The organism is Paenibacillus sp. FSL R5-0517 (assembly GCF_037974355.1).
Lineage (GTDB): Bacteria > Bacillota > Bacilli > Paenibacillales > Paenibacillaceae > Paenibacillus.
Genome location: NZ_CP150235.1, coordinates 2897208 through 2911927 on the forward strand (window position 1 = coordinate 2897208; position 14720 = coordinate 2911927).

Annotated in this window: 11 protein-coding genes; all 11 read left to right on the top strand. The window is 45.4% G+C overall.

Annotated features, from left to right (window positions below; all coding sequences use genetic code 11):
- Positions 1–295: 295 nt before the first annotated feature.
- Complete coding sequence (locus MKX40_RS13135) at positions 296–1345, top strand: 2,3-butanediol dehydrogenase (RefSeq protein WP_339242147.1); 1050 nt, start codon at positions 296–298, stop codon at positions 1343–1345.
- A gap of 183 nt (positions 1346–1528) precedes the next feature.
- Positions 1529–2842 carry a hypothetical protein gene (locus MKX40_RS13140; protein WP_339242149.1) on the top strand — a complete coding sequence of 438 codons (1314 nt, stop codon included), beginning with the start codon at positions 1529–1531 and terminating at the stop codon, positions 2840–2842.
- Positions 2843–3177: 335 nt separating this feature from the next.
- Positions 3178–4281, top strand: coding sequence for an NADH:flavin oxidoreductase (locus MKX40_RS13145; RefSeq protein ID WP_339242150.1), 1104 nt, complete (start codon positions 3178–3180; stop codon positions 4279–4281).
- Positions 4282–4706: 425 nt separating this feature from the next.
- Complete coding sequence (nagZ, locus tag MKX40_RS13150; RefSeq protein ID WP_339242152.1) at positions 4707–6035, top strand: beta-N-acetylhexosaminidase; 1329 nt, start codon at positions 4707–4709, stop codon at positions 6033–6035.
- Positions 6036–6076: 41 nt separating this feature from the next.
- Positions 6077–6781 carry a response regulator transcription factor gene (locus MKX40_RS13155; RefSeq protein WP_339242153.1) on the top strand — a complete coding sequence of 235 codons (705 nt, stop codon included), beginning with the start codon at positions 6077–6079 and terminating at the stop codon, positions 6779–6781.
- Positions 6778–7761, top strand: a complete 984-nt coding sequence (locus MKX40_RS13160; RefSeq protein WP_339242155.1) for a sensor histidine kinase — start codon at positions 6778–6780, stop codon at positions 7759–7761. The genes MKX40_RS13155 and MKX40_RS13160 overlap by 4 nt, the downstream gene beginning before the upstream one ends.
- 310 nt (positions 7762–8071) lie before the next feature.
- Positions 8072–8842: an ABC transporter ATP-binding protein gene (locus MKX40_RS13165; RefSeq protein WP_339242156.1), complete on the top strand. Its 771-nt coding sequence runs from the start codon at positions 8072–8074 to the stop codon at positions 8840–8842.
- Positions 8817–10775: an ABC transporter permease gene (locus MKX40_RS13170; protein ID WP_339242157.1), complete on the top strand. Its 1959-nt coding sequence runs from the start codon at positions 8817–8819 to the stop codon at positions 10773–10775. The genes MKX40_RS13165 and MKX40_RS13170 overlap by 26 nt, the downstream gene beginning before the upstream one ends.
- A gap of 127 nt (positions 10776–10902) precedes the next feature.
- On the top strand, positions 10903–12348 hold the full coding sequence (locus MKX40_RS13175; protein WP_339242160.1) for a 4-hydroxyphenylacetate 3-hydroxylase N-terminal domain-containing protein: 1446 nt from the start codon (positions 10903–10905) through the stop codon (positions 12346–12348).
- 226 nt (positions 12349–12574) lie between these two features.
- The gene (locus MKX40_RS13180; RefSeq protein ID WP_339242161.1) at positions 12575–13282 is read left to right on the top strand and encodes a response regulator transcription factor; all 708 of its coding nucleotides are present in this window, start codon (positions 12575–12577) and stop codon (positions 13280–13282) included.
- On the top strand, positions 13260–14717 hold the full coding sequence (locus tag MKX40_RS13185; RefSeq protein ID WP_339242164.1) for a HAMP domain-containing sensor histidine kinase: 1458 nt from the start codon (positions 13260–13262) through the stop codon (positions 14715–14717). Before MKX40_RS13180 ends, MKX40_RS13185 begins: the two co-directional genes overlap by 23 nt.
- The last annotated feature ends 3 nt before the right edge of the window (positions 14718–14720 follow it).

The following is a 14720-nucleotide window of genomic DNA, read 5'->3' on the forward strand; positions in this document are numbered from 1 at the left end:
GCTATGAAGTATCCCGTGATTGGACCACATTTATGCCGAAGTATGATTATATTTCATTCCGTCTGTAGTATTATTTGCCAGGATATATCTTAATAACTTGGATTAGAGCGGTTACACAATACCGCTAAAATAACTTTGATAAAAGTGTAAGCTTTCTTAATTAAAACTCGATATGATCACGAAATAGACATATTAGTGTAGAAATATGTTTGACAGCGTATCTAAAATGTGACATATTTAATTTACGGAAACGTTTCCGATTATACTATAAATTATGATCTGGGAGATGAAATGAATGAAAGCATTACGTTGGCACGGAGTCAAAGATTTACGTCTCGAAAATATTAACGAACCTCATCCTGAAGAAGGTAAGGTCAAAATAAAAGTGGAATGGTGCGGCATCTGCGGCAGTGACTTGCACGAGTACACAGCGGGTCCGATTTTTATTCCGGCTCAAGCACCACATCCGCTAACAGGGGAACAAGCGCCTGTAGTCATGGGACATGAATTCTCAGGACAGGTGGTTGAGGTAGGGGAAGGCGTTACACGCTTCAAGGCGGGCGATCGTGTAGTTGTAGAACCGATCTACGCATGTGGACACTGCGAAGCTTGTAAACAAGGTAAATACAATCTGTGCGATAAAATGGGTTTCCTTGGACTCGCTGGAGGCGGAGGCGGATTCTCCGAATATGTAACTGCTGAAGAATACATGGTCCATGCCATACCGGATTCAATCTCGTATGAGCAAGGTGCACTGGTTGAACCTTCGGCTGTAGCACTTCACGCTGTGCGCCAAAGCAAGCTGAAAGTGGGCGATACGGCAGCCGTGTTTGGTGCTGGCCCGATTGGATTATTGGTCATTGAAGCACTTAAGGCCTCGGGAGCTTCTGATATTTATGTTGTGGAATTATCGGACGAACGAAAAGCTAAAGCGGAAGAACTGGGTGCGATTGTGATTGACCCAACACAGTTCAATGTCGTAGAAGAAATCCATCAGCGTACACAAGGTGGCGTTAACGTAGCTTATGAAGTAACCGGTGTACCACGTGTGCTGCAACAAGCCATCGATTCCACACGTATTGGTGGAGAGTTGATGATCGTAAGTATTTTTGAACAGGAAGCACCGATTCATCCGAACTCTATTGTTATGAAAGAGCGTACGGTCAACGGCATTATCGGTTATCGCGATGTGTTCCCGGCAGTCATCAGTCTGATGGATAAAGGTTTCTTCCCCGCAGACAAGCTGGTAACCAAACGAATCTCGTTGGATGAAGTGGTGGAACATGGTTTTGAAGCACTGCTAAAAGAGAAAAATCAGGTTAAGATTCTGGTTAAAGCAGAATAGAATCCACAAAATAGTAAGAACGAGTAGACAACACATCAACAGATGTGGTTGTCTACTTTTTTTTGTCCAGATCGGGCGAAATTTGTTGCATGTACAGATGGTTTTACATAGTATAAAAAGATACAAATTGTATCATCTCGGTATGAAGGGAATCATTCTGAAAATATGAAGGAGGAAGCGGACATGCAGAGACACACGAAATGGACAGCCGTAATTTTGACCATCGTTGCAGGAATGAGCTGGATGCTCATGGGCAATTCCAAACCCAAAAATAACACGTCAACTAGTCAACCACCTGCTACGGAACGTCAGCTTGCCAAGGTGTCGAATGCACCGATCATTTCAGCGGATGTAACATCCAAGATAGAACTGCTGGGAAGGCCTTTTACCAAAACACCATATGCCAATAACGTCTGGGATATGCAACTGTACAACGGCAAAATATATTTGGGTCACGGGAACAGCAGTAATCTGGGCGTAGCGCCGAATTCAGGCCCTATTCCGGTCATTTATTATGATACAGCGAACGCGAAATTCAAGACCCAGTCGGTGACCAACAGCAACCCTGGCATTTTGCCATCGACGAAGATGTATGTTGATGAGGAACAGATTGACATTTACAGAGTGCTTAACGACAAGTTATATATTCCTGGTAATGATTCGGATAGTGAGAAGTGGGAACTCGGCAATTTCTATCGTTTGGATGGAGAGGTTTGGACTAAATATCGTAATCTTCCACTCGGAGTACACGTATACGATTTGGCTTCCTATCAGGGCAAGATGTTTGCCGCGCTAGGTACAGAGTCCAAACCAACGATATTAATCTCTCATAATGAAGGTGAAACTTGGCAGAAATATGCAACAATCAATACGTATGGCTTCCGGGCTTATACCATGTTCCATCTTAATGGCAAATTATATGCATCTGGCATGATGTATCCGGCCAATAAAATATGGAATGACAAAACCAATATCCTGGAGATCAATGAAAAGCTTGAAAAACGGGACGTTGTCATCTATGGAAACAAAATGCTGCCAGGACTCACTTATCAAACGGGCACCATTCCCTATAATAAAATAGGCAAAAATATTAACTTTAATAATAAGTTGCTCTATATAGCGGGTGGGGTGTTCAATGATGGACAACTGCTGCCCAAATCCTTGAATGTTATGACAGATATTAACCAGGCCAAACGAGTTAACCTGCCAGATGCCAAGGCGCTTCCTACGGATGTACTGTTGCGTGATGGTACGGTATATGTGCTTACGTATACGCGTCAAAGTGCCAATCTATATATCAATCGGGTCTACCAATCCACGGATCTGACAACATGGAATGAGATTTTACGGTTTAGTCAGGACACGTATGCCAAGTCATTTGAAGAGAACGAGGGCGACTTCTACTTTGGTCTGGGTACCGATCCCGATGTGTTATCGACTTCATCGGGGAAATTGCTTCGAGTGAATCGCAATGATATCCCCGTAAATGCTAATTAAATTGGAAGGAAGATTATGGATTATATACTATGCGACATCCACATTATTGGTGACCGGGAAAATCCGTTAAGATGCATCAGAGTGCAAGTCAGACCGCTTCGGTAGAGTGATCAAACTGAGGCTGCCGTTAAGGTAGCTTTCTTTTTTTATCTAAAAGATTAGTTCGAATGACTCACTTCGAAAATTTGAAAATAAAATTAAGAAACTATAGAATGGATAGAGAAATAATCCTAAACCAGTCAACGGAGTTACTAATGTTATGATATACAAAAGCATGTCGCATTTCACATGAATGCGAAAGTTCCATACTTCCAATTGCAAAGGAGCAGTATACGATGAACGTACCTTCAGCATTATTTAAACCTTTTACCTCGGACAAGCTAACCTTGTCTAATCGAATCGTTATGGCCCCTATGACTCGCGGATTCTCACCAGAGGGCGTACCTGGACCGGAAGTTGCTGAATACTACCGTCGAAGAGCAGCAGGCGGAGTAGGACTTATCATTACGGAAGGTACAGGCATCAATCATCCTTCTTCGGTCAGCGGAGCGAGTATACCATTGTTCCATGGTGAAGATTCGTTGCAAGGATGGGCTAGTGTAGTTAAAGCAGTGCATGAAGCTGGTGGCAAAATCATGCCACAATTGTGGCATGTGGGTACAGCACGTCGTTCCGGTGACTTGCCTAACGCAGAAGCTGAGCCTGTAAGTCCGTCAGGGGTTAGCATGGCAGGTGAGCCATCACGTGAACCATTAACGGAAGATGAGATCCAAGGTCTTGTGAAGGCATATGCTCAAGCGGCAGCGGATGCACAGCGAATCGGGTTTGACGGAATTGAATTGCACGGAGCACATGGATATCTGATTGACCAGTTCTTCTGGGCGCAGACGAATCGAAGAACCGACAAGTATGGTGGTGATTTGGTACGAAGAACCCAATTTGCGGTTGAAGTGATTGAAGCTTGTCGTGCTGCGGTTGGTCCTGATTTCCCAATTGTGCTCCGGTTCTCCCAATGGAAGATGGGGAATTATGAAGCACGTCTGGTGGAAACGCCGGAGCAATTGGAGCAATTCCTGGCACCACTCAGTGCTGCTGGCGTAGATATATTTCATTGTTCTACACGGCGGTTCTGGTTGCCTGAATTCGAAGGATCCGAGCTGAATCTCGCGGGTTGGACACAGAAAATCACAGGCAAACCAGCCATTTCGGTTGGATCGGTAGGGCTTGAAGCTGAATTTGTGGACAGAGCGACCGAGAACCAGGGAACAGGGGATGCCCATTTGGATCTACTAAATGAGAAGCTGGAGAATCATGAGTTTGACCTGATCGCCTTGGGTCGCGTTCTGCTTAGTGATCCAGAATGGCCTGCCAAAGTTCGGGAAGGTCGCATATCCGAAATCATTCCATTTACAACGGAAGTGTTGCAAACCCTTCATTAATTGAAGGCTAAGAACGTTTCGCAAAAAAAGTGAACCAACGCCGAATGGTGACGATTTACAACGAAAAATGAAACGAAAACAAAACATAAACGAAACAAAAATGAACAAATAAGCCGCCTTTGGGCGGCTTTTTCACCTACCTATACTTATAATTTCAACATATGAAAAATTCACAATAGAAAAACATTTTCCGCACCGCTGCACCTGTTTATTACTCCCATACTTCACACACGCGCATAGTCACAACACCATTGAAGTTCCACATCTCAGGTTCTATAGCAACCAATTTTTTCGCTGCATATTATGTCAGCACAACGATTCAATCCTCAGAAGCGCTCATTTTGAAAATCATTCACCTTGTGATAAGGTTACTCCTGAACCTTTGAATTTAACAAGACGACATTACATAAGGAGGATGAATATCCTTGTACAACTATAGTTACACCTCGAACAAAAAATGGAGAAAACCACTGCATATGATATGTCTTCTGCTGGGGATCATTCTGATTTTATCGGCATGTGGCCAAGCACAGAAATCTTCCTCCACGACGGACTCGAATACCAGCTCCAATGCTGGCTCTAACTCAGGGCAATCTTCCTCATCGCCGGAGCAGAATACCGCTCCACCGCAGGAAGAAGTACCAGAAGAAGTCGATCCGGTGCAGGAGCAGCTCAGTTCATTAACGTTAGAAGAGAAGATTGGACAGATGATACTCGCTGGTGTTCAGGGTACAACGCTGGATGATCAGGCCAAACAGATGATTGCGGATCAGAAGGTAGGAGGCATTATTTTCTACGCCAACAATGTAACGACGCTTGAGGGAACAGCCAAGTTTGTACAATCCATCAAGGAAACAAATCAGTCCAATCCGGTACCCATCTTCATGAGTGTGGATCAGGAGGGCGGCAAAGTCAGCCGTATGCCGGAGAACGTGGAATCCATTCCATCCAACCAAAAAGTAGGCAAGACAAAAGATAGCGCGCTCGCTGAAACGATGGGAGAATTGCTGGCCAGACAAGTCCAGCTTGCAGGTTTTAATGTGGATTTCGCACCTGTGTTGGATGTGAATAGTAACCCGAAGAACCCGGTGATCGGTGATCGTTCATTCGGCAGTTCGGCAGACCTGGTATTGCGTATGGGGATTGCGGAGATGAAAGGTCTGCGTAATGAAGGCATTATTCCGGTAGTGAAGCATTTTCCGGGTCATGGCGATACGTCCGTGGACTCCCATCTGGATCTGCCTGTTGTGAACAAAACGGAAAAACAACTGGCTGAGCTTGAATGGATTCCGTTCCAGGCCGCAGTGAAGGAGCAAGTGGAAGCAGTCATGGTGGCACATATTCTGTTTCCGAAGCTTGATCCCGATCATCCGGCTTCCTTATCTGATGTCATCATTGGTGAACATCTGCGCGGAAAATTCAAGTATAACGGTGTCGTCATCACAGATGACCTGAGTATGGGAGCAATCGCGAAGAACTTTAAGTTGAATGAAGCTGCACTAGCAACTGTTAAGGCAGGTAGTGACATTCTTTTGGTAGCTCATAGTTATGAGAGTGCCAAGACGATTTTTGATACATTAGTAAGTGCAGTGAAGTCAGGGGACATCTCCGAATCCAGAATCGATGAAAGTGTATATCGTATCCTGGCATTGAAGCAGCAGTATAAATTAACGGACAAACAGCAAGCCAATGGAGACTTGAAGCAGCTGAACGCAGATATTGTGGACTGGCGTAATCAAGTCGATGCTCGATAATACAACCTGTGTTATGATTTTGACAGAGGTGAGATCCAACCATGTATACCATTATGATTGTAGAGGACGATCCCAAGATTGCGGGATTATTGAAGTCACATATTGAGCGTTATGGAGATAAGGCCGTTTTGGCCGAGGATTTTGAGATGATTGTGCAGCAGTTTGAACAGGTACAACCGCATGTTGTGCTTCTAGATATCAATTTGCCCAGCTATGATGGTTTCTATTGGTGCCGCCAGATTCGTACATTATCTACATGCCCAATTCTGTTTATCTCCGCCCGGAGCGGAAAGATGGATCAGGTCATGGCACTGGAGAACGGAGCGGATGATTATATCACCAAGCCATTCGAACACGAGATTGTTATGGCCAAAATTCGGAGTCAGTTACGCCGGGTGTATGGGGACTATGCCGCACGTGATGAAGAACGCAAGGTGGAACTGGACGGCTTGGTCGTTTACTTGGAAAGACTGGAGATTCAACTGGGCGATCGCAAAGTGCAGCTGACGAAGAAAGAAACGATTCTGCTGGAAACGTTACTGCGCCGCAGTCCCAAGCTGGTAAGCAGGGAAACGATCCTGGAGAAGCTGTGGGATGACTCTTTTGTAGATGACAATACACTCAGCGTTAACGTTACCCGGGTTCGTAAGCGATTAGCCGAGCTTGGCATTACGGATGCACTGGAAACGGTCAGAGGTTCAGGTTACCGATTGAACAACAACTGGAAGGCTTCCTCTCCATCATGAGATTGTTTATTCGTGAACATCTCGCTTTAACTTGCTGGGTGGTTGCTATCTTGTTCACCGTGGTGGCGGTGTTCTGGTATGACGGTTATACTGATTGGATTACGGCTGCTTATGCTGTAGCGTTGGGATTATTTTTGTATGTTGGCTATTTGGTCTATCGTTATTATTCACATCGCTCGTTTTATGCCCGAATATCCAGATCGATGGATTCGTTGAAGGAATTTGTACCCTTGAACGAAACAAGTCCATTATCACAGGCATTGGAGAAGCTGCTGGATTCACAATACGGACAGTATCATGCTCACCTGCATCGACTGGAACAGCGACAGCAAGAATATCTGACGTTTATGAATCAGTGGGTACACCAGATGAAGACACCATTGTCGGTCATTGAGTTGACCTTGGAAGATCAGGAGGATGACGATCCTCGGCTCATAAGCATTCGGGAGGAAGCGGACCAAATGAGACGTGGATTGGAGACTGTGCTGTATGTGGCCCGTTTGGATACCTTTGAACAGGATTTCACCGTTGAACCCGTAGCACTGAAAACTGCGGGTGAGGAAGCAATTCACGAGCTGAAGCGATTTTTCATTCGCAATCATGTCTATCCAGAGATGCATATCGATTCCTCACTGGTTGTGCAATCCGATGCCAAGTGGATTCGTTTTGTCTTGGTACAGCTACTATCTAATGCGATCAAGTATTCTGCGGGCAGCGGGCAAAAAATTCATATGCGGGCATATGAATCAGAACGCTCCATCCTACTGGAAGTGCAGGATCAAGGCATCGGGATTCCAAAGTCCGATCTGAACCGGGTATTTCAGCCTTTCTTCACTGGGGAGAACGGACGGCATTTCAAAGAGTCCACTGGCATGGGGCTGTATATTGCGAAAGAAGTACTGACCCGAATGAATCATCGGATCAATCTTGAATCCGTGTACGGTGAAGGAACAACTGTCCGAATTACATTCAGCTCCTGAAGTGGCAGGTGGAAGACGAGAGTGGAACGTGTGAATTTGGGCTGAAGCATGATGAGTATTAACATAATGATGTGTAAAATGGATATGAAGACGTCTATTGCCTGGTTGAGGCGAAGGCGTCTTTTTGGATTTTTACCATGCAACCTTACAACATTGTCATGTTGATGAAAGGTTAAACCATAGGAGAATGACCGAAACTTCGATAGACTGTAGTCATGAAGATCACAATAAAGGCCGCACTTATTATGCAGACACACAGCATCAGCGTATCTTAATTTTCGAATTCACTTTCATTAGAGGAGTTGTAACTATGGAGATTTGTTCTGTCAATCAGATCAGTAAAATCTATAAAGGCATCGTGTCCTATGAAGCATTATCCGGCATCGATCTCAGTATTCAGAAAGGTGAGTTTGTCGGCATTATGGGACCATCCGGCAGTGGTAAAACAACGCTGCTGAACATGATCTCCACAATCGATCATCCGACATCAGGAGAACTGCGGATTGCAGGGAAGAATCCGTTTGAATTGAACCAAGACGAACTCGCGCTCTTTCGGCGCAAAGAGCTGGGATTTGTTTTTCAATCGTTTAATCTGTTAAATACCCTGACAGTCAAGGAAAATATCGTGCTGCCACTGACGCTTGACGGCGTTCCCTTAGCAGAGATGAACACACGTGTAGAACAGCTGGCAAGCAAGCTGGGAATTGAAAGTATTCTGAACAAACGAACCTATGAGATATCGGGTGGACAGGCACAACGTACAGCCATTGCCAGAGCACTCATACATTCTCCGAAACTGATTTTGGCGGATGAGCCAACAGGTAATCTGGATTCGAAGGCGGCCAGAGATGTGATGGAGATCCTCGAAACCCGCAATCAGGAGGATCAGGCGACGATGCTGTTGGTCACTCATGATGCAGTAGCTGCAAGTTATTGCAGTAGAGTCGTCTTTATCAAAGATGGAAAGCTATACAATGAGATTCACTACGGCGATAATCGGGCAGCCTTTTACCAGAAGATTATTAATGTATTATCCCTAATGGGAGGGTCAGGACATGAATTTTCGCCAGTTCGCCATTAATAACGTTGTTCGCAATAAACGAATTTATCTGGCTCATTTTCTGAGCAGTACATTCTCTGTCATGATCTTTTTCACCTACGCATTGCTATTGTTCCATCCCGATCTGAAAGAAGGCTTAAAGGGTTCCAATGGAACGGTTACTTTACTTGCCAACCAGGGGTTTATGATTGCGGAGATCATTATATTCATCTTTTCATTCCTGTTCCTGCTCTACTCGGTAGGTTCATTTCTGAAGACACGCAAGAAGGAATTTGGCATTTTCCTGATCATCGGCATGACACGCAAACAGATGAACCGGCTCTTATTTATGGAGAATATGTGTATCGGATTAGCTTCGATTATTACCGGTATTGGACTGGGAATTGTTTTTGGCAAATTGATTCTGCTGATCTGTGGCTCTATGCTGGCTGTTGAGAACAGCCTTCGATTCTATTTTCCGCTGAAAGGCATTGCCTTGACGGCTGGCGCATTTTTGCTGCTGTTTGTAGTGATTGCCATGTCATCATCCTTACTCATACGGAAAGGAACACTTATTGACCTTGTGAAATCAGAGGAAAAGCCAAAACCGGAACCGAAAGCATCACGTCTGCTCGCCTTGTTATCCGTATTGTTCATTGGCGGAGGTTATGCTGGGGTATTCACCTTTGTCTGGGTAAGCTTCTCGTTTCCGCTATTAATGGCGAGTGTTATGGTCGTTATTGCAGGTACATACTTACTGTTCACACAGCTCAGTGTGTACGTTATCCGAGCCCTCAAAGGCAACTCACGGTTATTTTTCCGTAAAACCAATTTGCTCTTTCTTTCAGAACTTACGTATCGAATGAAAGATAACGCGATTATGTTTTTCATGGTAAGTATCATTTCGGCTTCTTCATTTACGGGAATTGGCACCATGCTTGCGATTGCTGACCCGGGTCTGTCATCCATGTCGAATCCGTACGCATTCAGTTATATGAATATGTGGGATACTCCCAACTCCGAGCGACATATTCGGCAGATTGAAGAGACGTTGATTGATCATCAAGTTCCCTACGTGAAGGGCAGTTATGCTCCTATATCTGAAAATAATAATGGAGAGATTATCAAATTAAGTGATTATAACCGTTTGGCGAAGGCACTTGGGTATGAAGAACGTGCGTTGAAACAGGTCGATGAGTCATTTATGACACCAAGCAATTTGGCGGTTCGCAAGAAGTACCGTGAACAGGCTGAACAAGGATTCTCCGGAGCGGAGGTCAATCTGGAGGTGGATAGTCAGCGCGTACCTGTTCAGCTATCGACACCTGGTACCGAGATTGTGATTCCTTATCAAGGTGAAATTAATCTCTACATCGTAACTGACGAATTGTTTAATCAGATGAGGCCTGCGTACAACGAGGAAGTTGGCATGCCTGAAGGTTTCTATTCGAGGCGAACGGTCCAATTTATCGTGAAAGATTGGATGGGTACACGGAGCTTTGCTCCTGAATTAATCGAATCAATTCAACAGAATCATTCCAATAGAGGTTACTTCCAGGTGAGTGCACTAGTGGTGGATTGGCTCAATTCGAAACAAACGAACGGAATTATCCTGATCCTGAGCGGACTGATTGGCATTGTTTTCTTCACCTTTGCAGCAAGCTTCACCTATTTCAGACTCTATGCAGATCTCGAACGGGATGAAGCGCAGTATCGCATGATTGGCAAAATGGGACTCAGCCGCCCCGAACTTCGTAAGATTGTGACAAGGCAGCTATTGCTTATGTTCTTCCTGCCGATTCTGATTGCCGTTATCCACAGCTCGGTTGCCTTCGTAGCATTGCAGCAGTTGGTTGATTTCTCAGTCTTCGGATACAGTCTGCGCATCTTCATGGTGTTTGCTTCCATGCAGATCCTGTATTTTGCACTCGTACGCTGGCGGTATCTGCGTCATATGTATGCCAAGTTAGTCTAAAAATGAATGTCCCAACAGACACCGAACTCATGGCTCGGTGTCTGTTGACTTTTCCATCCAAGGCACAGTACTATTTCATTAGATACAGAATGTATCATTACATCGTTTCACAATAGGGAGGACATATATGAGCATCACGTTGTCTCGTGGACAGGCTTACATTCAACGATTGAATGATGAGCGGAATGTATGGCTGGATGGTGAGCGTATCCGGGTAACCCGCCATCAGGCCTTTCAGGGAACACTTCAGACCATAGAAGGATTATTCAATCTGGTGGATGACCCGGAGACAAGGGAAACTGTGGCCTATTGGGACGAACAAACGGGAAGTTACGTTCATCGCTCCTTCCATGTGCCCCGTTCACTTCTCGACGTGAACAGCAGAGCGGGGGCTTTTCGGCTTTGGTCTGAGCGGACGTATGGGGTAATGAGCAGACTGTCTGATTATGCTCGCTCCCGCCTGACCGGTTGGTATGCAACACGACATGAGATGACAGCATATGATCCCGCATTTGCAGGTAAAATATCGACTTATTATGAACAAGCCAAACGAAAAGATGCCTTCCTGACGATTGTCCAGCGGGACCCTCAGATTAATCGTTCCTTGCCTGTTGGGGAAGATGAGGATGCCATGCTGCGAATTGTGCAAAGCAATGCGGAGGGCGTGGTGATCCGCGGAGCCAAAATGGTTGCAACGGCTGCGCCGTATGCCGATGATATCATTGCGTATCCCGTTCAACGAATTCCAGGCCACCTGCCAGAGCTGGCCCATATGGTAATTGTAGCCGCGGACAGTCCGGGCTTGCACATGATGTGTCGAGAAACATTCGCGGCAAAAGATTCGGATAGATCACATCTACTAAGTGCCCAGTATGATGAGATGGATGCTGTGTTATTTTTTGACGATGTATTTGTGCCCTGGGAATGTGTATTGCTGCACAATAACCCTGAAGCTGTATGGCAGATTCGCTGTAATACAGCTTCGTCCAGTCTGGCTTATCATCAGAGCGTTATCCGATTACACTCGAAACTGGAGTTCATTACAGCCGTGACCTCCGCCATTGCCAAGGAGATCGGGGTGGACTCCTTCCTGAATGTGCAGGAACAACTCGGTGAGATGATTAGTCAGATGCAGACTATTGAGGGACTGATTATTGCCGCTGAAGCACAGTCCAAGCCGGACACATACGGCAACTGGCTGCCGGAATTCAAATATATTGAAACCGCACGTAATCTGGGCAATCGTTATTATCCGCGCGCAGTGGAGATTTTGAAGACGATTGCTGCGGGTGGTCTGATGCAGATTCCTTCAGGTATGTTTGAGGGCAATGAAAGGATAGGCTCCATGATGAACAAATATCTTGGTGGAGTAACGTTGCAAGCCCCGGAGAAGATTCGTCTTTTTCAATTGGCATGGGAACTGACCGGAAGTCCACTCGGAGCAAGGCATGATCTGTATGAACGTTTCTACGCCGGTGATCCTGTGCGCAACCGGGCGGTTCAATATGTGCAATATGACAAGGAACGTTTATTGGCCAGAGTTGAACCGTGGCTTCGTTCGGGTAAGGCATGATCTGATAATCTAATACGGACAGTCTGCAAGAAGAATGAACAGCTAGAATACATAAATGAGACAGTCTTATTTTTAGTTAACCTGCTCCTAGAGCCTTGGCCAGTGTCAGGGCTTTATTTCTATTTATTTAGATTATCTTTAGAAATGATTTAGGTTGAATTAAGAGACGTAGTATATAGTAATAATGTAGAGATAGGCATAGAGTATAGGAAATGAGAGGAATAACATGAGATACACCGTATTAATTGCAGATGACGAACCAGAGATTGTTGAACTGCTTCAGCTCTATCTGGAGAAGGATTATACCATTAAGACTGCCGTGAATGGGGCCGAGGCGCTACAATGTATACGTTCAACACAGATTGATCTGGTCATACTGGACATCATGATGCCTGTAATGGACGGATTGCAGTTAATTAAGCAGATCAGGGCTACGCATCACATGCCTGTGCTATTCCTGTCCGCCAAAAGTCAGGATCACGATAAAATCCTTGGACTCGGACTTGGGGCAGATGATTATATAGCGAAGCCGTTCAACCCGCTCGAGATTGTCGCCAGAGTAGAGGCATTGCTCAGAAGAGTGAATCAATTTGATGCAGCGGAGATCCCCGCTGCCAAAGAAGAGAATCTGGTCTTAGGTGATCTGACGCTGGATCGATCCCAATGTATGCTTTTTCGTTCAGGAACAGCTGTAACATTAACCTCTACAGAGTATAAAATTATGGAATTGTTGCTTGATCAACCTGGCCGAGTGTTCACCCGTAAAAAAATATACGAAGCGGTCTGGAGCGATTATTATGCGCACGAGGACAGCACCATCATGGTACATATCAGCAACATTCGGGAGAAGATCGAGCGTGATTCCAGACAACCGGAATATCTCAAAACGATAAGGGGACTGGGATACAAAATTGAAGCGCCCATGGAAAGCTAGAGAAAAGCGACTGTTGCAGACATCCCTGACACTGGATTTCTTGCTGTTCAACTTCTTTTTGCTGTTACTGGTATTGATTGTATACCTTATAGTGTCACTGGATGTCGTGGATTTCCGCATTTCGGATCAGGTCGTTGATCCAGAGCTGAATGTTGAAGCCCACGTGTATGTGGCAGAGCTGGAAAACGAGTTTTACTCCGGTGGAGGTTCGGTGTCGAGAGGGAAGGATACAGAGATTCAACGTCTCAAGGACAGCGGGGGTTGGATTGAGATTCTGGATGCGAATCGTAACGTCATTCATCATGTGGGAGACAAGCAGGATTCGTTCACCCAATACAGTGAAGCCGAGCTGTATGCAGGACTGGAGAACCGAAGCGACCAACCGTACTATTACTCCATCACTTCGTTTTCGGCAGAAGGACCGCCAACGTATGTGTTGCTCAAGATCCCGCGTGATCTGGTCAGCGTAAGGATTAATGATAATCAGTTGATTACCAATCTGAAGCACCCGTTATCCTTTTACATTATGATTGGTATTGGTTTAGTTTTGTTGTTGATCTTTGTATATAGCTATTGGGTCGCACGGAGAATCAAAAAGCCACTGGGTATTCTCTCCTCGGGTCTTACGCAGATGATTCAGGGAAATTATAGTACACGGATGTCGATCTCTGCCGAGAGGGAGTTTGTCCAGATTGGTGAGACCTTTAACTACATGGCGGACGTCATTGAGAACACCTCTGCGGAGAAACGTTATGCGGAAGAGAGCAAGCAGCGACTGATTGTAGACTTATCCCATGATCTGAAGACACCGATAACATCTATACAGGGATATGCTCAGGCTTTGGTGGAAGGACGTGGAGAGGACAAGGACAGGCAGCAAAGATATTTGGGATACATTTATAACAAATCTGTTCAAGTTGCACGCATGATACAGAATATGCTGGAGCTGCTCAAGGTGGATTCGCCTGATTTCCACATGCAGATTGAGAGAAGAGAAATTGGAGAGTTCGTGCGCGAGATTATGGCAGATACGTATGGGGAGATTGAGCAGAAACAGTTTGTCCTTCATGTGCTTGTTCCTGATGAGGAGATTTACGCAAGGTATGATCCCGAGCTGCTATCCAGAGTCATTCAGAATCTAATCACCAATGCCTTATCATATAATCCGCTCGGGACAGAACTGCGTGTGGAACTCATTCCGCTGGATACCCATGTGGTGATTGAAGTGGCAGATACCGGGGTGGGCATACCCCAAGAACTGTGGTCAACGATCTTTGACCCGTTTGTACGAGGGGATGAGGCGCGCACAGCGACAGGAGGCACCGGACTGGGGTTGTCCATCGCACGGCGTAATACAGAGAAAATGGGTGGACGGCTGATCCTTTCCGGGCGTGGTCGAGAGACCACCGTGTTTACCATCCAGATTCCAAATTAAATT

What these genes read in the sequence shown, in the direction of transcription:
- MKX40_RS13135 (WP_339242147.1), top strand. Translation starts at nt 296, where the DNA reads ATGAAAGCATTACGTTGGCACGGAGTCAAAGATTTACGTCTCGAAAAT.
- MKX40_RS13140 (WP_339242149.1), top strand. Translation starts at nt 1,529, where the DNA reads ATGCAGAGACACACGAAATGGACAGCCGTAATTTTGACCATCGTTGCA.
- MKX40_RS13145 (WP_339242150.1), top strand. Translation starts at nt 3,178, where the DNA reads ATGAACGTACCTTCAGCATTATTTAAACCTTTTACCTCGGACAAGCTA.
- MKX40_RS13155 (WP_339242153.1), top strand. Translation starts at nt 6,077, where the DNA reads ATGTATACCATTATGATTGTAGAGGACGATCCCAAGATTGCGGGATTA.
- MKX40_RS13160 (WP_339242155.1), top strand. Translation starts at nt 6,778, where the DNA reads ATGAGATTGTTTATTCGTGAACATCTCGCTTTAACTTGCTGGGTGGTT.
- MKX40_RS13165 (WP_339242156.1), top strand. Translation starts at nt 8,072, where the DNA reads ATGGAGATTTGTTCTGTCAATCAGATCAGTAAAATCTATAAAGGCATC.
- MKX40_RS13170 (WP_339242157.1), top strand. Translation starts at nt 8,817, where the DNA reads ATGAATTTTCGCCAGTTCGCCATTAATAACGTTGTTCGCAATAAACGA.
- MKX40_RS13175 (WP_339242160.1), top strand. Translation starts at nt 10,903, where the DNA reads ATGAGCATCACGTTGTCTCGTGGACAGGCTTACATTCAACGATTGAAT.
- MKX40_RS13180 (WP_339242161.1), top strand. Translation starts at nt 12,575, where the DNA reads ATGAGATACACCGTATTAATTGCAGATGACGAACCAGAGATTGTTGAA.